Source organism: Bradyrhizobium sp. SEMIA, assembly GCF_014844175.1.
In the GTDB taxonomy this organism is placed as follows: domain Bacteria; phylum Pseudomonadota; class Alphaproteobacteria; order Rhizobiales; family Xanthobacteraceae; genus Bradyrhizobium; species Bradyrhizobium arachidis.
On the sequence record NZ_CP046601.1, the window covers coordinates 3,105,569 to 3,124,573 of the forward strand.

At 65.4% G+C, this 19,005-nt stretch carries 21 protein-coding genes and 2 pseudogenes; 17 read left to right on the forward strand and 6 right to left on the reverse strand.

Translation table 11 applies throughout. The features are described from left to right. The first annotated feature begins 379 nt into the window (after positions 1-379). Both FOM02_RS15215 and FOM02_RS15220 read left to right on the forward strand, forming a co-directional pair. On the forward strand, positions 380-661 hold the full coding sequence (locus tag FOM02_RS15215) for a DUF3551 domain-containing protein (protein WP_027562869.1): 282 nt from the start codon (positions 380-382) through the stop codon (positions 659-661). A 34-nt stretch (positions 662-695) separates the two neighbouring features. Continuing rightward, positions 696-965, forward strand: a complete 270-nt coding sequence (locus FOM02_RS15220) for a DUF3551 domain-containing protein (RefSeq protein ID WP_027562870.1) — start codon at positions 696-698, stop codon at positions 963-965. A gap of 10 nt (positions 966-975) precedes the next feature. Here the strand turns inward: FOM02_RS15220 and FOM02_RS15225 are convergent, their stop codons facing one another. Together FOM02_RS15225 and FOM02_RS15230 are read right to left on the reverse strand one after the other, a co-directional pair. Next, on the reverse strand, positions 976-1,389 hold the full coding sequence (locus FOM02_RS15225) for a hypothetical protein (RefSeq protein WP_027562871.1): 414 nt from the start codon (positions 1,387-1,389) through the stop codon (positions 976-978). A 92-nt stretch (positions 1,390-1,481) separates the two neighbouring features. Next, positions 1,482-2,462 carry a Bug family tripartite tricarboxylate transporter substrate binding protein gene (locus tag FOM02_RS15230; RefSeq protein ID WP_027562872.1) on the reverse strand — a complete coding sequence of 327 codons (981 nt, stop codon included), beginning with the start codon at positions 2,460-2,462 and terminating at the stop codon, positions 1,482-1,484. 233 nt (positions 2,463-2,695) lie between these two features. Here FOM02_RS15230 and FOM02_RS15235 point away from each other — a divergent pair, with 233 nt between their 5' ends. The 5 genes from FOM02_RS15235 (at position 2,696) to FOM02_RS15255 (ending at position 7,321) form a co-directional block, all read left to right on the forward strand. Next, entirely contained in the window at positions 2,696-4,510 is a 1,815-nt protein-coding gene (locus tag FOM02_RS15235) for a long-chain-acyl-CoA synthetase (RefSeq protein WP_027562873.1), read from the forward strand. A gap of 145 nt (positions 4,511-4,655) precedes the next feature. Beyond that, positions 4,656-4,901 (forward strand): acyl carrier protein, encoded by a 246-nt coding sequence (locus FOM02_RS15240; protein ID WP_015688794.1) that lies wholly within the window; start codon positions 4,656-4,658, stop codon positions 4,899-4,901. Further along, positions 4,888-6,270 carry a class I adenylate-forming enzyme family protein gene (locus tag FOM02_RS15245; RefSeq protein ID WP_027562874.1) on the forward strand — a complete coding sequence of 461 codons (1,383 nt, stop codon included), beginning with the start codon at positions 4,888-4,890 and terminating at the stop codon, positions 6,268-6,270. The genes FOM02_RS15240 and FOM02_RS15245 overlap by 14 nt, the downstream gene beginning before the upstream one ends. Next, on the forward strand, positions 6,263-6,985 hold the full coding sequence (locus FOM02_RS15250) for an SDR family NAD(P)-dependent oxidoreductase (protein ID WP_027562875.1): 723 nt from the start codon (positions 6,263-6,265) through the stop codon (positions 6,983-6,985). Before FOM02_RS15245 ends, FOM02_RS15250 begins: the two co-directional genes overlap by 8 nt. Positions 6,986-7,111: 126 nt before the next feature. Next, on the forward strand, positions 7,112-7,321 hold the full coding sequence (locus FOM02_RS15255; protein ID WP_027562876.1) for a hypothetical protein: 210 nt from the start codon (positions 7,112-7,114) through the stop codon (positions 7,319-7,321). Positions 7,322-7,334: 13 nt separating this feature from the next. On the opposite strand, the gene FOM02_RS15260 is transcribed toward FOM02_RS15255, so the two are convergent. Further along, positions 7,335-7,721 (reverse strand): hypothetical protein, encoded by a 387-nt coding sequence (locus FOM02_RS15260; RefSeq protein WP_027562877.1) that lies wholly within the window; start codon positions 7,719-7,721, stop codon positions 7,335-7,337. Between the two features lie 211 nt (positions 7,722-7,932). Between FOM02_RS15260 and FOM02_RS15265 the strand changes: the two genes are divergently transcribed. After that, positions 7,933-9,084, forward strand: a complete 1,152-nt coding sequence (locus FOM02_RS15265) for a DUF3095 domain-containing protein (RefSeq protein WP_027562878.1) — start codon at positions 7,933-7,935, stop codon at positions 9,082-9,084. Between the two features lie 97 nt (positions 9,085-9,181). Here FOM02_RS15265 and FOM02_RS15270 read toward each other — a convergent pair whose 3' ends face one another. The 3 genes and pseudogenes from FOM02_RS15270 to FOM02_RS15280 all read right to left on the reverse strand — a co-directional run bounded on the left by FOM02_RS15270 (position 9,182) and on the right by FOM02_RS15280 (position 11,716). Continuing rightward, entirely contained in the window at positions 9,182-9,610 is a 429-nt protein-coding gene (locus tag FOM02_RS15270) for a DUF2147 domain-containing protein (protein WP_027562879.1), read from the reverse strand. 110 nt (positions 9,611-9,720) lie between these two features. Next, positions 9,721-11,105, reverse strand: a pseudogene (locus FOM02_RS15275) (MATE family efflux transporter). Positions 11,106-11,188: 83 nt separating this feature from the next. Next, positions 11,189-11,716 (reverse strand): GNAT family N-acetyltransferase, encoded by a 528-nt coding sequence (locus FOM02_RS15280; protein WP_027562881.1) that lies wholly within the window; start codon positions 11,714-11,716, stop codon positions 11,189-11,191. A gap of 242 nt (positions 11,717-11,958) precedes the next feature. Between FOM02_RS15280 and FOM02_RS15285 the strand changes: the two genes are divergently transcribed. From FOM02_RS15285 to FOM02_RS15325, 9 genes and pseudogenes are all read left to right on the forward strand, one after another. Further along, positions 11,959-12,555: a superoxide dismutase gene (locus FOM02_RS15285; RefSeq protein ID WP_027562882.1), complete on the forward strand. Its 597-nt coding sequence runs from the start codon at positions 11,959-11,961 to the stop codon at positions 12,553-12,555. A gap of 270 nt (positions 12,556-12,825) precedes the next feature. Beyond that, on the forward strand, positions 12,826-13,437 hold the full coding sequence (locus tag FOM02_RS15290) for a permease (RefSeq protein ID WP_027562883.1): 612 nt from the start codon (positions 12,826-12,828) through the stop codon (positions 13,435-13,437). Further along, the gene (locus tag FOM02_RS15295) at positions 13,434-13,934 is read left to right on the forward strand and encodes a hypothetical protein (protein WP_027562884.1); all 501 of its coding nucleotides are present in this window, start codon (positions 13,434-13,436) and stop codon (positions 13,932-13,934) included. The genes FOM02_RS15290 and FOM02_RS15295 overlap by 4 nt, the downstream gene beginning before the upstream one ends. Before the next feature lie 138 nt (positions 13,935-14,072). Then, positions 14,073-14,315: a hypothetical protein gene (locus FOM02_RS15300; RefSeq protein ID WP_035730688.1), complete on the forward strand. Its 243-nt coding sequence runs from the start codon at positions 14,073-14,075 to the stop codon at positions 14,313-14,315. 2 nt (positions 14,316-14,317) lie between these two features. Then, entirely contained in the window at positions 14,318-15,070 is a 753-nt protein-coding gene (locus FOM02_RS15305; RefSeq protein ID WP_027562885.1) for a metal ABC transporter ATP-binding protein, read from the forward strand. A gap of 6 nt (positions 15,071-15,076) precedes the next feature. Then, positions 15,077-15,945 (forward strand): annotated as a pseudogene (locus tag FOM02_RS15310) (metal ABC transporter permease). 2 nt (positions 15,946-15,947) lie between these two features. Then, positions 15,948-16,811 carry a metal ABC transporter substrate-binding protein gene (locus tag FOM02_RS15315; RefSeq protein ID WP_027562887.1) on the forward strand — a complete coding sequence of 288 codons (864 nt, stop codon included), beginning with the start codon at positions 15,948-15,950 and terminating at the stop codon, positions 16,809-16,811. Positions 16,812-16,864: 53 nt separating this feature from the next. Further along, complete coding sequence (locus tag FOM02_RS15320) at positions 16,865-17,914, forward strand: CobW family GTP-binding protein (RefSeq protein ID WP_027562888.1); 1,050 nt, start codon at positions 16,865-16,867, stop codon at positions 17,912-17,914. Beyond that, the gene (locus FOM02_RS15325) at positions 17,914-18,933 is read left to right on the forward strand and encodes a WD40 repeat domain-containing protein (protein ID WP_027562889.1); all 1,020 of its coding nucleotides are present in this window, start codon (positions 17,914-17,916) and stop codon (positions 18,931-18,933) included. The genes FOM02_RS15320 and FOM02_RS15325 overlap by 1 nt, the downstream gene beginning before the upstream one ends. Positions 18,934-19,005: the final 72 nt, after the last annotated feature.

Here is a 19,005-nt window from a genome sequence, read left to right on the forward strand (position 1 = left end):
AGCCGCGCCCGAAAGAGCCCGAGCGCGAATGTGCGTTTCCTTCAGCCCGTTTGTTTCTTGATTGCCCTGGAACGTCGTCGGTCCGGGGCCGGCGTTGTGCTCGAAAGACTAGTCCGTTCGTGCCGGTGTGCGAACGGATTCCTGCACCGGATGTTTGCGACCTTTGTCGGAGGAGAGTTGCAGCGAGTTATGCGCTCCGTGCAGGCCGAAAACGTCGCGTCTTCCCGCTTTCATGCTGTTGCGGCGCCAAGTCTCATCCGTTTCGCCGCGCGTCACAAGCGGGAGAGGTATGAACAGGAACAATCGCTTCTTCCGCGCCATTGTGCCATATCGAAATGACATACCGCGTGCCGTTGTTGCCGATTCGAGGAAATGCCCGATGCGCCTGCCAATTTTGACCCTGACCGCGATTGCTTCGCTGTTTGCCGCGGCGGACGCCCGCGCCCAGACCTATGATCCGCGCTACCCGGTGTGCATGCACGTCTACACGCCGGGCGGCTTCGGTGGCGGTGGCGGCGACTATTTTGACTGCTCCTTCACCTCGCTGCCGCAGTGCCGCGCGACGGCGTCCGGCCGCTCGGCAAGCTGCGACCTCAATCCCTATTACGCCTTCGACGAACCGCCGCCGCCTCCGCGCAAGCGCCACAGGAAGCAGCACTAGCGATCCGCGATTGCAGCTTGGAGAGATGCCTGTCATGCGCAGCTCATTCGGTCTGATGGTGATCGCCGGTGCATTGATCGCGGCTGCGCCGGCGCGGGCGCAGACGTTCGATCCCCGCTTTCCAGTCTGCATGCACGTCTATTCCGGCGCGAATGGCGGCGGTGGGGAATGGTACGATTGCTCCTTCATCTCCGTGCCGCAGTGCCGTGCCACGGCCTCAGGCCGCCCCGCGAGCTGCGATCTCAATCCGTATTATCCGGTCAACGCGCCGCTGCCCCGCGCGCGCTACAGGCGAGGCGGCTAGCTCCGCGCGATCACCGCTCGCCGGGCCACCAGTTCGAGCGCGGATCTTTTGCGGAGATCTTTGTCGTGCGGAGCGCAACCAGATGGCTGCGCTTGTAGGGCCGGCCCGCAAGCTCCGAGCACTGGCGGCAGCACATGGCCCGCTCAAGCTCGTGGATCGGCGTCGACTTCCTCCGCCTGACGATGTCGAGCGCCACCGTCTGATGCGTCTCGCAGCCCAGGCACTTGACCTCGAGATAGCAGTAGCCCGCGTTGAGTGCGTCCCCGAGCGTCGGTGAGGGCTGTGCGGGGCCCTGAAACCCTAGCATCCGCTGGTTCCAGGCTTCGCAGGCGAGACGATCGGCCTCTTTACGCACGTCGGCCGCGCGTTCTGCCGCCGCCCGGACGGACGCACCATAGATTCGCTCGCGGGATTTGGTCGTCATGACGCGGCAACATGCCCGCGCCCGGGACATTTCGGCAAGCCGCTAGGAATGGTGGGTGTGGATGGCTTTGACGCAATCCGCGTTCCGCACCGCTACTCCTTCTTGATCCCCGACAATTCCACAACCTTGCGCCAGCGCTCGGTCTCCGCATTCAGCATGCTGCCGAACTCGCCGGCGTTGCCGTGCAGCGGGATCGCGCCGAGCTCGGCGATGCGGGCCTTGATCTCGGCATCGGACAGCGCGGTGTCGATCTCGCGATTGAGCAGATCGACGATCTCGCGCGGCGTGTCGTGCGGCGCGCCGACGCCGTAGAACGAGCTCGTCTCGTAGCCGGGTAGGGTGTCCGCGATCGGCGGCACGTCGGGCAGGATCTCCGAGCGCTCGCGCGTGGTGACGCCGAGCGCGCGCAGCTTGCCGGCGCGCACCAGCTCGAACGACGAGGTGACGTTGTCGAACATGCCCTGGATCTGGCCGCTCATCACGTCGGTGAGGCCCGGCGCTGAGCCGCGATAGGGCACATGGGTGAACTGCACGCCGGCGAGAGACTTGAACAGCTCGCCGGACAGATGCAGCGAGGTGCCGATGCCGGACGAGGCGATCGACATCTTGCCCGGGTTGGCTTTGGCATAGGCGATGAAGTCGGCAATATTCTTCACCGGCAGGTCGTTGTTGACGACCAGCACCAGCGGAATGCGCGCGAGCCCGGCGACCGGCGCGATAGCCCTGGCGAAATCATAGGGCAGCGAGGGATCGAACGAAGCGTTGATCGCGTTCGCAGTCGAGGTCAGCAGCAGTGTGTAACCGTCGGGCGCGGACGTGATCACCGTCTGCGTCCCGATATTGCTGCCGGCGCCGGGCTTGTTCTCGACCACGAAAGTCTGGCCGAGCCGGTCGGACAGCCGCTGGCACAGCAGCCGCGACAGCACGTCGGTCGCGCCGCCCGGCGCATAAGGCACGACCCATTTCACGCTGCGCGAGGGATAGGAGGGGTTGCCGATCGCAAAGGCGCGCGGTGCTGCGAGCGTGGCGACGGTGCAGGCGGCGGCCCGAAGGAAATGTCGTCTGGTGATCATCATCGTGTCCAGTTCGGCTCGTCCTGCAACCAGGGAGCGGGGACGCGCGCAGCGCGCCCGAAATGACTGGATTTGCTATCGCAAGAATTGCGCCACGCCGCACGCCGATCCCGTCGGCTTGGTAAAGGATGACTGGAGTTAATCGCGCACTAACCGGCTTTTACCTTGTCTCTTAACACCTGGGCAGGACGCGCGGGCTAAGCTGCCGCTACCTGCAGACACGTTCCGAAAGAATGAACGGCATGACTACCGGCGTCATCGAGCAATCAAAGGCCGCGCGTGCACCTTCGGCGTCAAAGATCTGGCTGAAAGCCATCGAGCTCACGGCACGGATCGAGACACTGCCGGGCCGCCTGTTCGCCGACGTCGTCGACGATCGGGCGCAGTGTCAGCCTGATCGCATCGCGCTGGTCGCAGACGAGACGACGCTCGACTACGAAGGCCTGTCGAGGCGGACCAACCGCTATGCGCGCTGGGCGCGCTCGGTCGGCGTCGCCAAGGGCGATACGGTCGCCCTGATCATGCCGAACGGCATCGACTATCTCGCGGCCTGGCTCGGTATCAGCCGGGTCGGCGGCGTGGTGGCGCTGATCAATACCAAGCTGGTCGGACCGTCGCTCGCGCATTGCATCGGCGTCGCAAGGCCCTCGCATATCATCGTCGCGCATGAGCTCGCGGAGACGCTGGAGAGCGCGAAGCCGCATCTGAAGTCAGATGCAAAAGTCTGGACCCACGGCGATGTCCGCAGCGAGCGCGCCATCGACGTTGCGCTTGCGGCGCTCGACGATGCGCCGCTGTCGCCGGACGAGCACGGCGACGTCACCATCGATGACCGCGCGCTGCTGATCTACACTTCCGGCACGACAGGCCTGCCGAAGGCCGCCAGCATCAGCCATCGCCGCATCCTCAACTGGGGCTTCTGGTTCGCGGGTCTCACCGGCGCCACGCCGCAGGACCGGCTCTATGACTGCCTGCCGCTGTTCCACTCGGTCGGCGGCATCGTCGCGCCATGCAGCATGCTCGCCGCCGGCGGCTCGGTGGTGATCGCGGACAAATTCTCCGCCTCGAATTTCTGGCCCGACATCGTCCGGCACGACTGCACGCTGTTCCAGTATATTGGCGAGCTCTGCCGCTATCTGCTCAAAGCCCCGCCGTCGGAATACGAGAACCGCCACCGGCTGCGGCTCGTTTGCGGTAATGGTTTGCGCGGCGACATCTGGGAAGATTTCCAGGCGCGCTTCGCCATTCCCCGCATCCTCGAATTCTACGCCGCGACCGAAGGCAATTTCTCGCTGTTCAACGTCGAGGGCCAGCCAGGCGCGATCGGCCGCATCCCGCCGCTGCTTGCGCACCGGTTTCCGGCGAGCCTCGTCAAGCTCGACCCTGATAGCGGCGCGCCGCTGCGCAATGAAGATGGCTGTTGCATCGCCTGCGCCCGCGGCGAAGCCGGCGAAGCGATCGGCCGCATCGGCACGGCCGACGAAGGCGGGGGCCGCTTCGAGGGCTATACCGACGCCGGCGAAACCGAGAAGAAGATTCTCCGCGACGTGTTCGCCAAGGGCGATGCCTGGTTCCGGACCGGCGATCTGATGCGGCTCGACGACCAGGGCTTTTTCCATTTCGTCGATCGCATCGGCGATACCTTCCGCTGGAAGGGCGAGAACGTCGCGACCTCCGAGGTCAATGACGCCGTCCGCGATTTCACCGGCGTGATCGATGCCACCACCTACGGCGTCAGCATTTTGGACACCGACGGCCGCGCCGGCATGAGCGCCATCGTCGTGAACGAGGGCTTTGACATCGCCGCGTTGCCGGCTCATCTCGCCGAGCGCCTGCCGGCTTACGCCCGCCCGGTCTTCGTTCGCATCTCGCGCGAGCTCGATGCGACCGAGACGTTCAAGCAGAAGAAGGGCGAGCTGGCGCGGGAGGGATTTGATCCGGCTGCGATCTCCGATCCGCTGTTCATGCTCGACCCGAAATCCGGCGCCTATGCCCCGCTCGATTCAGGGACGTTTACCAAGATCATCGACGGCACGATCAGGCTGTAGCGCCGCGGAAATCGCCAGATAGGTCCAATTTTATCTGAATTGTCCAAGAAGCCATTTACTTCTGTCGGGTAAACAGACGGCCATGGGGAGGCGGTCATCAAGAGCCGCCGCAACACGAAATATCGATAACAAGAGCGAGCCAGCCATGTCGGTACGGTCCAAGGTCATCGAGGCGATCCAGCAGATCGCCAAAGAGCAGCACGTGACGCTTCCCGCCCTCTCGGACGATCTGTCCCTGCACGAGACGGGCTTCGACTCGCTCGCCTTCGCCATTCTGGTGGCGCGCCTCGAAGACGAGACCGGCGTCGACCCCTTCACCATTTCCGAGGACGCAGCGTTCCCCGCCACCGTGGGCGATTTCGTGCGGGCCTACGAAAATGTCCCCGCGTGAGATTTTTGCGCTTCGCGACCATCTCGGCGCGGAGCTGACCGGCCGTACGCTGTCGGATGCCCACCATGTGGTGTCGCTGACGGATATCCTGTCGCAGACGGTCCTCGGCGGCCGCCTGCATGAGCTGTCTGGCCGTGCCGTCCTGCTGAAATTGTCCGACCAGCTTCGGTCGGGCATCGCCATGATCGAGCTCGACGGCATCGCCCGTCGCATGCTGCTGTGCCCGCCCGATCTCAACCCGGCGCATCTCGACGCGCTGATCGCCGATGCCGGGATCGATGCCGTTGTCACCGACGAGCCCGATCGCTGGACTGATGCCGGCGTGTCGCTGGTCGTCACCGCGCAACTGCCGCTTCAAGCCACCACGCCTGCCAAGACCGAGCGCGCCACCGAATGGCTGATGCTGACGTCGGGCACCTCGGGCGTGCCGAAAATCGCCGGCCATACGCTGGAGGCGTTGACCGGCGCCATCGTCGCCGAAGGTCCGGCAAAAGGCCCCGCGCCGGTATGGGCGACGTTCTACGACATCCGCCGCTATGGCGGCCTGCAGATCTTTCTCCGCGCCATTCTCTCCGGCGGCTCCATGGTGCTGTCCGATCCGCATGAGGCGCTCGGCGATCACGTCGCGCGGCTGAACGGGCGCGGCGTCTCCCACATCTCCGGTACGCCCTCGCATTGGCGCAAGCTCTTGATGAGCGGCGCGGCCGCGCAGTTCGCCCCGCGCTATGTCCGCCTCTCCGGCGAGATCGCCGACCAGGCGGTGCTCGACGGGCTCAAGGCCGCATTCCCGAATTCTTCCGTCGGCCATGCCTATGCCTCGACCGAGGCCGGCGTCGGCTTCGCCGTCAATGACGGGCTCGAAGGTTTCCCGGCCGACTATCTCGGCAATCGCAATGGCGTCGAGATGAAGGTGGTCGATGGCTCGCTGCGGATCCGCTCGACGCGCACCGCACATGCCTATGTCGGCCGCAACGCCGCCGCACTCAGCGACGCGGACGGCTTTGTCGACAGCGGCGACATCGTCGAGCTGCGGGGCGACCGCTATTATTTCGTCGGCCGCCGCGGCGGCATCATCAATATCGGCGGCCTGAAGGTCCACCCCGAGGAAATCGAGGCGGTGATCAACCGCCACCCTGATGTGCGGATGTCGCGGGCGAAATCGCGGCGCAGCCCGATCACCGGCGGCATCGTCGTCGCCGACGTGATCCTCACTGAGGGCACCGACCAGGCGCGGATCAAGGAGATCCGCGACCAGATCCTGGAGCAGTGCCGCGCCCAGCTGGCGTCCCACAAGGTGCCGGCGGTGATCCGCTTCGTCGAGGCGCTCGATGTCACTCCGGCCGGCAAACTGGCGCGCACCGATGCATAATGTTCTCGTCACCGGCGGCAGCCGCGGCATTGGCCTGGCGATCGGCAAGCGCCTCGTTGCTTCAGGCTACAACGTGATCGCGGCGGCGCGGCGCGAGAGCGACGAGCTCAAGGCGGCGATCGCAGAGTCCGAGGGCCGCCTGCATTTTCGGGCCTGCGACCTCGCCGTGATCGATGCGATCCCCGCCTTCGCGAAGCTCGTGCGCGACGAGTTCGGTCCGACCTTTGGTCTCGTCAACAATGCCGGCCTCGGCACCGAAGGCCTGCTCGCGACCATGCACAATTCGGAGATCGAGGCGCTGGTGCAGCTCAATGTGCTGTCGCCGATCATCCTCACCAAATATGTCGCGCGGCAGATGATGGCCGATGGCGCCGGCCGCATCATCAACATCTCCTCGATCATCGCGACGACAGGCTATAACGGCCTCTCCGTCTACGGCGCGACCAAGGCTGCCGCAACCGGCTTCACCCGCTCGCTCGCGCGGGAGGTCGGCAAGCTCGGCATCACCGTCAATGCGATCGCGCCCGGCTTCATCGACACCGAGCTCACGCACAATCTCTCCGACGAAGGCCGCAAGCGCATCGCCGGCCGCAGCGCATTGCGCCGCCTGCCGGAAACGGACGACGTCGCGCGCATGGTGGAATATCTGCTCGGCGAGGGCGGCCGCAACGTGACCGGTACCGTGTTCACGATCGACGCGGGCAATACCGCGTAAACGGAACCCGTCTGCCACAATTGCGTTGATCCGGCGCAATGACATTCAGCCGGATTTGGTCGTAAGATGCTCCGCAATCGATTGGGTTACGTCAATCGATCTGCCCTAATCGACAGGGAGCAGTCCATGACCGTGCAAGACATGACCGCTTCATCTCAGCACCGGACCGAGCAATCTGGCGCGAAGCCAGACGAGGTCCATTGCCCGCCGATGACGCATCAGAACTCCGGCGGCCACGGCCATGAAATGTATCCGCAGCAATTCGTGCGGCTTGTCGGCTGCCACGATGCCTCGCTCGAGGCCTTGCGCAAGCGCGAGGACGAGAAGCTGCATTAGCGCGTGCGGGCGCTCAAGCTCGATGCTTCGGCAGGTCAATCCGTTCGTGTGAGAATTCCGGCGGCCCCTCGGTGAGGCGGCGGATGCGGCGCTCGCGTTCGTCGACCGGCAGTGCGGGATCGAGCAGCGCTTTGATCTCGTGCACCGCGATCTCCTCGATCCGCGTGGCGTCGGATGCGACCGAGTGCGCCGATGCCGGCGCAGCAGGCGCGATCTTCAGCCCGAGCTCGACCAGCTTGCAGATCGCAGCCGAGCGCGACAAATGATGGGCTTCAGCCCAGGCATCGACAATTGCTGTCAGTCTTTCCGGCATTTTCACCGCACTGATCGGGTCAAGCCCCGTGCGTCGCCGCATCGGCGGGTTGGACTGCCTGTTGCTGAAGTCGGACACCTCGATCATCCCGCCTCGCTCCTGGAGATGCCGCCATCGTAGAGGTTGCCCGGGCCGGCTGTTTGACGTCGATCAATGATCGGCTGCGGCATTGCGGCGCGCTGCGATCTTGTTGTCCGGGCCGGTTTCGGCCAATGATCGAAAGCGGCGCGCCCGGCGAACCCGGATCGCTCCTGCCTCGTATCTCTCTCGGACGCTTCCAACCATCCGGCATCACCCGATGACATCAGGCGACTCCTTCTACGGCGGCATTCCCGTCTTCCGCGGCTTCACCAGCCTGATGGACCCCGCGCTCTATGCGCCGCTGCCGGATGACTGGAGCATTGGCGTTGCCGATATCGTGGATTCGACCAAGGCGATCGCGGCGCAGCGCTACAAGGCGGTCAACATGGCCGGCGCCGCCGTGATCGCGGCGGTGACCAATGCGCTTGAGGGTCGCGAATTTCCCTTCGTGTTCGGCGGTGACGGCGCGAGCTTTGCGGTCGCGCCTTCGGATCTCGATGCTGCGCGCGAGGCACTGGCCGCGACCGCGACCTGGGTGCGGGAGGATCTCGACCTGAAGATGCGCGTCGCGCTGGTGCCGGTCAGCGCCATCCGCGCGCAGGGCCTCGACGTGCGCGTCGCGCGTTTCGGTCCGTCGGCGAATTTGTCCTATGCGATGTTCTCGGGCGGCGGGCTCGCCTGGGCCGACGCTGCGATGAAGCGCGGCGAGTTCGCGGTCGCGGAGGCACCGGCGGGCGCGCAGCCCGATCTCTCAGGACTGTCTTGCCGCTTCGAGGTGATGCCGGCTGCGCGCGGCCTGATCCTGTCGGTGCTGGTGATGCCCGCCCGCGGCGTCGATCCGGCGGCCTTCCGCAAGGTGATCGAGGACATCATCCACCTGGTCGAGCGCAGCCCGGACGGCGGCCGTCCCGTGCCGCCGCAGGGCCCGCCGCTGAAATGGCCGCCGCAGGGGCTGGACTTCGAAGCCCGCACCAAGCGCGGCGGTCCGCTGCTCGCGCGCAGGGCCAGCGTGCTGGCCTATACGCTGTTCGTCTATCTGATCATGCGTTTCGACCTCAAGGTCGGCGGCTTCGTGCCCAAGGTCTACAAGCGCCAGGTGGTCGAGAACTCGGACTTCCGCAAATACGATGATGGCCTGCGCATGATCCTCGACTGCACGCCGCAGCTTGAGCGCGCCTTGAGCGAGCGCCTCGCGATGGCGGCGCGCGACGGCATCGTGCGCTACGGCCTCTACCAGCAGGACGCGGCGATGATGACCTGCTTCACGCCGTCGGCGCTGCGCAGCGACCATGTCCACTTCATCGACGGCGCGCGGGGCGGCTACGCCTCGGCGGCGACGGCGCTGAAGGCGATGATGGCGGCGGGCTAAAGCATGATCCGGAAAAGTGCGAAGCGGTTTTCCGAAAAGATCATGCTCAAACAACAACCTAAAGCGGGATAACGATTCATCCCAATCTCATCGCGCTTTAGCGCCGGGTCCAGGTCTCGCCGCCACAGAGCGCGCCGACGCAGCCTTCGACCCGCAGCGAATCTGCGCCGGTGACCGTGACGCTGCTCGCATAGGTGCTGCCGTCGTCGGCATTGTAGATCTGGCCCGACCATTTGTTCGGCCCTGACGGCTGCATGCCGCTGAACAGCGGCAGGCCAATCATCGGGCGCCTCGCGAGCGCGGGGTTGGGGTTCTTGCTGTCGGTGGCGGGCTGGCCGGTCGCGGTGTCCATGGGCTCGCGCAGCCAGACGATGTGGCCGCAGATGCCGCCGCCGCACTTGCTGATCTTCACGCGCGCATCACCCGCCTGGGTGAGCCAGGTCCCGTCGGCGCTCTGAGCATGGGCGGCAGTCGCGCCAAACAGCGCAGCCAAAATGACGGAAGGAATCGCGAACCTGCTGAGCATGGAGGGAGCCCCGAAAAATGGAGGCGCTTCCATAGCAGCCCGGCAGGATAGTGCAACGCTGGATGGAATCACATTCCCGCGTTTACCTGCCTGCGCTTACTCGCCTGCGCTCATTTGCCCCAGCGCGCGAAGGCGACCGAGGCGGCGGTCGAAAGCCCGAACACGACCATGGCGCCGCCGACCAGCGCAAACAACGTCCAGGCCGGCGCCTGCGCCGTCATCAGACTGACGCCGCCGATCGCGACGATCAAAAGCCGGGCAGTGGAGGCCAGCACCGGGCCGCCGACGCGTGCCGCGCCCTGCGATGAGAAATACAGCGACACGCCCATGCCGAAGAACACGAAGGCCGGGCCGGCCCAGTGGAAATAGCTGTGCGCCGCCGCAGTGACACCGGGCTCCCCGGTGAACAGCGACACCCACAGCGCAGGATCGAGCGCGACGGCGAGGCCGATCAGGCCGACCGCCAGTCCCGAAGCGGCAGCCGCGGTCCAGGCGACACGCCGCGCGCGCTTGATATGTCCGGCGCCCATCGCCATGCCGACCATCGGCACCGAGGCGATGCCGAAGGCGAAGGTGATCGGGATCAGCAGGAATTCCAGCCGCGAGCCAATGCCGTAACCGGCCAGCATCTCGGTGCCGAAGGTCGCCAGGATCTTTGTGAAGATCAGGATGGTGAGCACGGTCTGGAGCGGCGATAGGCAGGCCACGGCGCCGACTTTGAGAATGTCCAGGAACATCGCGCGCTCGAACTGGAAGGCGCGAAAGTTCAGCGCCAGCCGGCTGCGGCCTGATAGTAGATACCAGAGAAAGAAGACCGCGGCGCAGCTGAACGCGATCAGCTGGCCGGCAGCAACTCCGGGCATGCCGAATTGCGGCATGCCGAACAGGCCGAGCCCCAGCGTGCCGCCGAGCGCGATCTGGAGCACGCTCGCGACGATCAGCGTCATCGACGGCAGGCGCATGTCGCCGGTGCCGCGGATCACCGAGGCCAGCGTGTTGACGAGCCAGATCGCGACCGCGCCCGAGAACAGCACCTGCGAATAGCCGCAGGCCTCCTCGAGCACGCGCTCGCGCCCGCCGAGCAGCGTGAAGAACGAGCGGCCGAAGGCGAGCATCATCGCCGTGAAGAACAGTCCGCCGCAGAGGCCGATGATGGCGGCATGCAGCGCCAGCGTCGCGGCGCGATCGCGATTCCCGGCGCCTAGCGCGCGGCTGATCGCCGAGGAGACCCCGCCGCCCATCGCGCCCGCGCTCATCATCTGCGTCAGCATCGCGAACGGAAAAACGAGGGCGATGGCGGCGAGCGGGATGGTGCCGAGCCGCCCGATATAGGAAGTCTCGGCGATCGCAACCAGCGTGCTGCCGACCATCGCGATCATGTTGGGGATCGCGAGCCGGAGCAGCGTCGGCAGGATCGGCGCCGTCAGCAGGCTCGCAAGTGGGGAGCGACCGGGGCCCGCGGCGGCGCGGCGTCTATCGGGGCGTCGATCGTCATGTCCCACCGGGCGGAATATTGGATGATGAGCGACATATTATAGGGCGGCCCCCCTCCGCGCCAGCCCTGCGCTCACGCAGGGCTCACCAGGGCAGGCCGCATAGGTCGATGGTGCCGAGCGTCGGCGCGCGGACGATCTCGAAGACGTAGGGCGCCATGTACTCGAAGCGGATCCGCCCCTCCGGCTGCTCGCAGTAGACCTCGCCCTTGAAGGGCTGCCATCTGCGCGCCTCGTAGAATGCGAAATTGTGCGGCTCGCAGAACAGGAACCCGAAGCGGACCGCCTCGTTGGCGCGCATGGTATGGACGGCTGCGTCGATGGCCATGGTCGCATAGCCGCGGCCGCGCCGGTCCTCGCGGGTGCAGACGCCGCCGATGCCGCCGACATGGACCTTCTGTCCGTTCCAGGTGACGGTGCGGAAGTAGACGCCGACGTGGCAGACGATACCGTCCTCGGGCGTCTCGAGCAGCACGCGAAGATGGGCATTGTCCCATTTGACGTGAGCCCAGGGCTTGCCCGCGATCATCTGCGGTCCCCAGACCGCCTGATGCAGCGGCGCGGCGATCGGCCACGAGGCGTCGCCGTTCAAAATGTCGATCTCTATGCTCATGGCGTCCCTTCGCAGCTCCGCTTCGTGGCGCGCTTGTTCTGTCTTAAGCGCCTCAAAGGCAATGATATTTTATGGCGAACCGCAGGCTTGATCGACCGCGGCCCGTTGCGACGAATTGGTGCATTCGGGCGAAGTCACCCCATCACGCGTTTTCGCAAATTCTGAGGTATTTAATGCTGCAGGAACCTTCTATAAGGGGTGACCGTTAGAACTCGTTCCCCACCAGTTGCGGACAAGAAGCCATGACCTTTACGCTGCCCCCACTCCCCTACGCCTATGACGCCCTCGGCCAGTACATGTCGAAGGAGACGCTCGAATATCATCACGACAAGCATCATCAGGCCTACGTCACCAACGGCAACAATGCGCTCAAGGGGACCGAATGGGAAGGCAAGTCCCTTGAGGAGATCGTCAAGGGCTCGTTCGGCAAGAACCCCGCGGTGTTCAACAACGCCGGCCAGCACTACAACCACATCCACTTCTGGAGCTGGATGAAGCCCAATGGCGGCGGCACGAAGCTGCCGGCCAAGCTCGAGAAGAAGATCAACGAGGACCTCGGCGGCTTCGAGAAGTTCAAGACCGACTTCCAGGCGGCCGGCGTCGGTCAGTTCGGCTCCGGCTGGTGCTGGCTCCAGGTCAAGAACGGCAAGCTCGAGATCTCCAAGACCCCGAACGGCGAGAATCCGCTGGTGCACGGCGCCACGCCGATCCTCGGCTGCGACGTCTGGGAGCACTCCTACTACATCGACTATCGCAACCGCCGCCCCGATTATCTCAAGGCGTTTGTCGAGAACCTCGTGAACTGGGAATACGTCGAGTCGCTGTTCGACAAGGCGTAAGCTTTACTCCGTCATCCCGGGGCGATGCGCCAGCATCGAACTACGGTGCGCGGTTGCGCACCTGAGGATCTCGAGATTCCGGGTTCGCACTTCGTGCGCCCCGGAATGACAAATCAGGCGGTCGCATCAGCGGCCGCCTTTTTGCTGTGCGGAATTGACTGATTGAACCAGTCCTGCGCAGCGCGCGCACGGGTCTGTCATCACACCGTTTGCATCGGGGGAACGCCGCCCTTAATCAGGACGGGCATCACCTTCGATCCGACCGAGCCGTTGTCAGAGCCTTCCCCGAACAATCCGGCGCCTGCCGAGGACGCGGAGTCCGAGCCGCGGCCGGGCCGTGTGCGCAAGCCGATCGGCTGGTCGACCATCATCATCGCAGCGCTGGTGGCGGTGAGCGCAGGCCTGGTCTGGCGGCGCGACGGCACCGACGGCGTCCTCGACATCCTCACCCACGATCTCTCGCTGTTCTCAGGCATCCTGCCGCGCGTGCTGGCCGGCTGCCTGTTAGGGGCCTTCATCTCGGAGATCCTGCCGCACGAGAAAGTCTCGCGCTCGCTCGGGCCGAAATCCGGCCTGATGGGCCTCCTGATCGGCACCGCCTTCGGAGCGATTCTCCCCGGCGGTCCCTTCACCGCCTATCCGGTGGCGAGCGCGCTACTTGCGGTCGGTGCCGATTTCGGCGCCACCATCGCCATGGTCGTGAGCTGGACCCTGATCGGCTATGGCCGCGCGGTCGCCTGGGAGATCCCGATCATGGGCACCGACTTCACGCTGTGGCGGATCGTGATCTCGCTGCCCCTGCCGGTACTCGCCGGTGCGCTCGGCCGCTTCGTCTATGTCCGGGTCTATCCGAAGCGTGAAAGCGACGAGGAGGCGAATTGAGCGCAGCGCTCCTGATCGACATCCTGCTCTGGGGCTCGGTGTTCGGCGTCGGCCTGATCGCCTTCCGCCGCGGCCCTCCGGTGTTCAAGGCCTCGCTGCGCGAAGGCACGATGGACTTCATCAACATCGTGCCGCGGATCGCGTTAGGGGTGATCGGCTCCGGCTACATCGCCGCGATCATCCCGCAGGAGGTGATCACCGGCTGGCTCGGCCCGGACAGCGGCTGGCTCGGGGTTGCGACCGCCGTGGTCGCCGGCGCGGCCACACCCGGCGGTCCCGTGATCGGCTTCTCGATCGGGACCGTGGCGCTGAAGTCCGGTGGCGGGGTGCCGCAGGTGGTGGCCTATGTCGTCGCCTGGGCCCTGTTCGCCTTCCAGCGGGTGATTTTGTGGGAAATCCCGTTCATGCCGGCCCGTTTTGTCTGGTTCCGCTGCGCGGTGTCCGTGCCGTTTCCCTTCGTGGCTGCCGCCATCGCGATGGTGATTGGCAAGCCCTAAACGCTCGGGAGGTCATTCCGGGGCGATGCGCAGCATCGAACCTGGAATCTCGAGATTCCGGGTTCGGCTCTTCGAGCCGCCCCGGAATGACATCCTCAGCCGTGGACAGGCGTAATGTTATAATATAACGTCCCTGGCATGGTTCCCGCCGCGTCCCACGCCCACCATCACGACCATGCTCATGGGCATTCCCAAGGTCATTCTCATGACCATTCGCATGGGCACGACCACACCCACGCCCATGTCCACGATGCGGCCTCGCCGCATCCGGCGCAGGACGCACCCTGGTCGATCCTGCGCATGACCATGGCCGGCCGCCTTGCGGCGGCTGTCGCTGTCTGCGCCGTGCTCTGGGGCATCGTCTTTCTGGCGATGAGGTGACCATGGCGGCGCTGCACTTCCACAACGTCACGCTCGGCTATGACCGCCATCCGGCCGTGCACCATCTCAATGGCGAGGTCGCGCGAGGGGCGCTGGTCGCCGTGATCGGCCCCAACGGCGCCGGGAAATCCACGTTGCTGCGCGGCATCGTCGGCATCCTCAGGCCGCTCGACGGCAGCATCCATCTCGGTGGGTTAGACGTCCGCGACATCGCCTATCTGCCGCAGAGTGCGGAGATCGACCGCACTTTCCCGATCTCGGTGTTCGATTTCGTCGGCACTGGGCTGTGGCGCGATGCCGGCCTGTTCGGCGGCATCGGCAAGGCCGCGCGCGGGAAGATTCTCCGCGCGATCGGCGCCGTCGGCCTCAGCGGCTTCGAGAACCGCCCGATCGGAACGCTCTCGGGCGGACAGATGCAGCGCGTCCTGTTCGCGCGCGTGCTGCTCCAGGATGCGCGCCTGATCGTGCTCGACGAGCCCTTCAACGCCATCGACAGCAAGACCACGGCGGACCTGCTCGCGCTGGTGAAGCACTGGCACGGCGAAGGCCGGACCGTGCTGGCCGCGCTGCACGACATGGAGATGGTGCGCACCCACTTTACCGAGACGCTGGTGCTGGCGCGCGGCCCCGTGGCCTGGGGCCCGACAGCGGAGGTGCTGACGCCGGAAAACCTGATGGTCGCGATGCGGATGTGCGAGGCCTTCGACGACAGCGCCGCGGCCTGTGGCGAAGATGGGCGCTCGCAGGCGGCGTGATCACAGATGGTCTATGACGCGCTGATCGGCCCGTTCACCGAATTCGAGTTCATGCGGCGGGCGCTCGCCGCCGTGATCGCGCTGGCGCTGGCAGGCGCGCCGATCGGCGTGTTCCTGATGCTGCGGCGGATGAGCCTGGTCGGCGATGCCATGGCGCATGCGATCCTGCCCGGCGCGGCCGTCGGCTTCCTGCTCTCCGGCCTCAATCTGTTTGCGATGACCGCCGGCGGCCTGATCGCCGGCTTTGCGGTGGCGATCCTCGCCGGCGTGGTCGCGCGCTCGACGGGGCTGAAGGAGGACGCTTCGCTTGCGACCTTCTATCTGGCTTCGCTGGCGCTCGGCGTCACCATCGTCTCGATCAAGGGCACCAATATCGACCTCTTGCACGTCCTGTTCGGCAACATCCTCGCGATGGACGATCAGACGCTGCTGGTGGTCGCCTTCAACGCCACGGTGACGCTGCTGGTGCTTGCCGTGATCTATCGTCCACTGGTGATCGAGAGCGTCGATCCTCTCTTCTTGCGCACCGTCAGCCGTGCCGGCGGCCCTGCGCATCTCGCCTTCCTCGCCCTCGTCGTGATCAATCTCGTCAACGGCTTTCAGGCGCTCGGCACGCTGCTGGCGGTGGGGCTGATGATCCTCCCTGCCGGCATCGCGCGGTTCTGGTCGCGCGATCTCACGGCCATGATGTGCATCGCTGTGATCGCCGCGGCCATCTCGGGCTACGCCGGCCTCGTGCTGTCGTTTCAGACCCGCGTGCCGTCGGGGCCCGCGATCATCCTGGTGGCGACGGTGTTCTACATCGTCTCTGTGCTGTTCGGTCGCGTCGGCGCATCGTCAGGCAGATGTTTCCCGGCCGGCATCTGGAGGCGTGACGATGCGCTTCCTTCTGCTCCTTGCCTTGCTGCTGATGGCCTCACCGCTGCACGCCGCCGAGCGGCTAAACGTGGTCGCAAGTTTCTCGATCCTCGCCGACTTCGTCCGCAATGTCGGCGGCGACCGGATCGATCTGACCACGCTGGTCGGCCCCGACAGCGACGTTCACGTCTATACTCCGGCGCCGGGCGATGCGAAGCGGATCGCGGCTGCAAAGCTCGTCATCGTCAACGGGCTTGGCCTCGAGGGCTGGCTGCCGCGTCTGGTGCAGTCAGCAGGCAGCAAGGCGGAGGTGGTCACCGCAAGCGCCGGCATTGCACCTCTGAAGCTTGGCTCGGCCGCCGATCCGCATGCCTGGCAGTCCGTGCCGAATGCCAAGGTCTACGTGACCGACATCGCCAACGCGCTGGCCGTGGCCGATCCTGACGATGCCGAGTTCTTCCGCGGTCAGGCTAGGGCTTATCTGGAAAAGCTCGAAGCCCTCGACCGCGAGGTCCGCGAGGCCGTCGCCAAAATCCCGGCCGAGCGGCGCAAGGTGATCTCGACCCACGACGCCTTCGGCTATTTCGCCGCCGAATACGGCGTCCAGTTCATCGCCCCCCTGGGCGTTTCCACGGAAACCGAGCCCAGCGCGCGGGACATCGCGGCCATCATCGGCCAGATCAAGGCCCAAAAAATCCCGGCGGTATTTCTGGAAAATATTAGCGATGACCGCCTGATCCGGCGGATCGCGGCCGAGACCGGCGCACAGGTCGGCGGGACCCTGATTTCGGACGGTTTGACCGGCGAAAAGGGGCCTGCACCCACTTACATTGACATGGTCAGGCACAATATAAAGGCCCTGACCAGCGCGCTTGACCATTAGGGCAGGGGCCACCCCGCCTCGCGTCGCGCGAAAAGCCCGAAGCCGGAGTTGTTATGTCTGAAGCGACCTCCCAGAAAATTCCCGTGACCGTGCTGACCGGCTATCTCGGTGCCGGCAAGACCACGCTGCTCAACCGCATCCTGTCGGAGAACCACGGCAAGAAATACGCCGTCATCGTCAACGAATTCGGCGAGATCGGCATCGACAACGACCTCATCATCGGCGCCGATGAGGAAGTGTTCGAGATGAACAACGGCTGCATCTGCTGCACCGTGCGCGGCGACCTCGTGCGCATCATGGACGGGTTGATGAAGCGCAAGGGCAAGTTCGACGCCATCATCGTCGAGACCACCGGCCTTGCCGATCCGGCACCCGTCGCCCAGACCTTCTTCGTCGACGAGGACGTGCAGAAGAACGCCCGCCTCGACGCCGTCGTCACGGTCGCCGACGCCAAATGGCTGTCGGACCGTCTGAAGGACGCGCCCGAGGCCAAGAACCAGATCGCGTTCGCCGACGTCATCGTGTTGAACAAGACCGATCTCGTCAACAAGGGCGAGCTTGCCGAGGTCGAGGCCCGTATCCGCGGCATCAACCCCTATGCGAAGCTGCATCGTACCGAGCGCTGCTCGGTGGCGCTGGCCGACGTGCTCGATCGCGGCGCGTTCGACCTCGACCGCATCCTCGACATCGAGCCGGATTTCCTCGAGGCCGACGACCATGACCACGACCATGATCATCACCACCATCACGGCCACGACCATCACCACCATGATCACGGCCACGGCCTGAAGCACTATCACGACGAGGACATGCAGTCGCTGTCGCTGAAGACCGACAAGCCGCTCGATCCCAATGTGTTCATGCCCTGGCTGCAGAACCTGGTGCAGGTCGAGGGCGGCAAGATCCTGCGCTCCAAGGGAATCCTCGCCTTCCACGACGACGACGACCGCTATGTCTTCCAGGGCGTCCACATGATGCTGGAGGGTAACCACCAGCGGAAGTGGAAGGACGGTGAGCCGCGCGAGAGCCGCCTCGTCTTCATCGGCCGCGAATTGCCGGAAAAGGCCATTCGCGAGGGCTTTGAGAGCTGCATCGTCTCGTGATGAAAGAGTTTTCGCCGGCCCCCGATTCCGCCTCGATCGTCTCCGTCACCGACCGCGTCAAGCCGCTCGCGCTTGGCATGGCCGTGACCTCGGTGCATTTCCTTGGCCTCCGCGCCGCCTTCGTCGGCGGCGAGGAGAACGTCGCATTCGTCGACGCCAAGGGTGAGATCACCACGGTCGCCGTGCACAGTGGCGGCATTCTCTCGACCGCCTCCGACGGCAAGCGCCTCGTGATGGGCGGCGACGACGGCAAGGTCGTTGCGCTCGACGCCAAGGGCGAGGTGACGCTGCTTGCGACCGACCCGAAGCGGCGCTGGATCGACGCGGTGGCGCTCCACGCCGATGGCGCCTTCGCCTGGTCGGCCGGCAAGACCGCGACCGTCAAGAGCGGCAAGGCCGAGGAGAAGTCGCTCGAGGTGCCCTCGACCGTCGGCGGACTCGCGTTTGCGCCAAAGGGTCTGCGGCTCGCGATCGCGCATTACAATGGCGCGACGCTGTGGTTTCCGAACATGGAAGGATCGGCCGAATTCCTGCCCTGGGCCGGCTCGCATCTCGGCGTCACCTTCAGCCCCGACAACAAATTCCTGGTCACCTCGATGCACGAGGCGGCGCTGCATGGCTGGCGGCTCGCCGACAACAGGCACATGCGCATGACCGGCTATCCCGGCCGCGTCCGTTCGATGTCCTGGAGCGCGGGCGGCAAGGGGCTGGCAACCTCCGGCGCCGACACCGTCATCATCTGGCCGTTCGCCAGCAAGGACGGCCCGATGGGCAAGGAGCCCGCGATGCTCGCGCCGCTGCAGGCCCGTGTCTCCGTGGTCGCCTGTCATCCCAAGAACGACATCCTCGCCGCCGGCTACAGCGACGGCACCGTGCTGATGGTGCGGCTGGAGGACGGCGCCGAGATCCTGGTCCGTCGCAACGGCACGCCGCCCGTGTCTGCGCTCGCCTGGAATGCCAAGGGCACCCTGCTGGCGTTTGCGGACGAAAGTGGGGATGGCGGGCTGCTGGAGCTTTAATCTGTCATAGTTCCCGCCGTAGGGTGGGCAAAGGCGCCCTCGCGCCGTGCCCACGATCTTTTTCCTTTGACG

What these genes read in the sequence shown, in the direction of transcription:
- FOM02_RS15215 (WP_027562869.1), top strand. Translation starts at nt 380, where the DNA reads ATGCGCCTGCCAATTTTGACCCTGACCGCGATTGCTTCGCTGTTTGCC.
- FOM02_RS15220 (WP_027562870.1), top strand. Translation starts at nt 696, where the DNA reads ATGCGCAGCTCATTCGGTCTGATGGTGATCGCCGGTGCATTGATCGCG.
- FOM02_RS15225 (WP_027562871.1), bottom strand. Translation starts at nt 1,389, where the DNA reads ATGACGACCAAATCCCGCGAGCGAATCTATGGTGCGTCCGTCCGGGCG.
- FOM02_RS15230 (WP_027562872.1), bottom strand. Translation starts at nt 2,462, where the DNA reads ATGATCACCAGACGACATTTCCTTCGGGCCGCCGCCTGCACCGTCGCC.
- FOM02_RS15235 (WP_027562873.1), top strand. Translation starts at nt 2,696, where the DNA reads ATGAACGGCATGACTACCGGCGTCATCGAGCAATCAAAGGCCGCGCGT.
- FOM02_RS15240 (WP_015688794.1), top strand. Translation starts at nt 4,656, where the DNA reads ATGTCGGTACGGTCCAAGGTCATCGAGGCGATCCAGCAGATCGCCAAA.
- FOM02_RS15245 (WP_027562874.1), top strand. Translation starts at nt 4,888, where the DNA reads ATGTCCCCGCGTGAGATTTTTGCGCTTCGCGACCATCTCGGCGCGGAG.
- FOM02_RS15250 (WP_027562875.1), top strand. Translation starts at nt 6,263, where the DNA reads ATGCATAATGTTCTCGTCACCGGCGGCAGCCGCGGCATTGGCCTGGCG.
- FOM02_RS15255 (WP_027562876.1), top strand. Translation starts at nt 7,112, where the DNA reads ATGACCGTGCAAGACATGACCGCTTCATCTCAGCACCGGACCGAGCAA.
- FOM02_RS15260 (WP_027562877.1), bottom strand. Translation starts at nt 7,721, where the DNA reads ATGATCGAGGTGTCCGACTTCAGCAACAGGCAGTCCAACCCGCCGATG.
- FOM02_RS15265 (WP_027562878.1), top strand. Translation starts at nt 7,933, where the DNA reads ATGACATCAGGCGACTCCTTCTACGGCGGCATTCCCGTCTTCCGCGGC.
- FOM02_RS15270 (WP_027562879.1), bottom strand. Translation starts at nt 9,610, where the DNA reads ATGCTCAGCAGGTTCGCGATTCCTTCCGTCATTTTGGCTGCGCTGTTT.
- FOM02_RS15280 (WP_027562881.1), bottom strand. Translation starts at nt 11,716, where the DNA reads ATGAGCATAGAGATCGACATTTTGAACGGCGACGCCTCGTGGCCGATC.
- FOM02_RS15285 (WP_027562882.1), top strand. Translation starts at nt 11,959, where the DNA reads ATGACCTTTACGCTGCCCCCACTCCCCTACGCCTATGACGCCCTCGGC.
- FOM02_RS15300 (WP_035730688.1), top strand. Translation starts at nt 14,073, where the DNA reads ATGGTTCCCGCCGCGTCCCACGCCCACCATCACGACCATGCTCATGGG.
- FOM02_RS15305 (WP_027562885.1), top strand. Translation starts at nt 14,318, where the DNA reads ATGGCGGCGCTGCACTTCCACAACGTCACGCTCGGCTATGACCGCCAT.
- FOM02_RS15315 (WP_027562887.1), top strand. Translation starts at nt 15,948, where the DNA reads ATGCGCTTCCTTCTGCTCCTTGCCTTGCTGCTGATGGCCTCACCGCTG.
- FOM02_RS15320 (WP_027562888.1), top strand. Translation starts at nt 16,865, where the DNA reads ATGTCTGAAGCGACCTCCCAGAAAATTCCCGTGACCGTGCTGACCGGC.
- FOM02_RS15325 (WP_027562889.1), top strand. Translation starts at nt 17,914, where the DNA reads ATGAAAGAGTTTTCGCCGGCCCCCGATTCCGCCTCGATCGTCTCCGTC.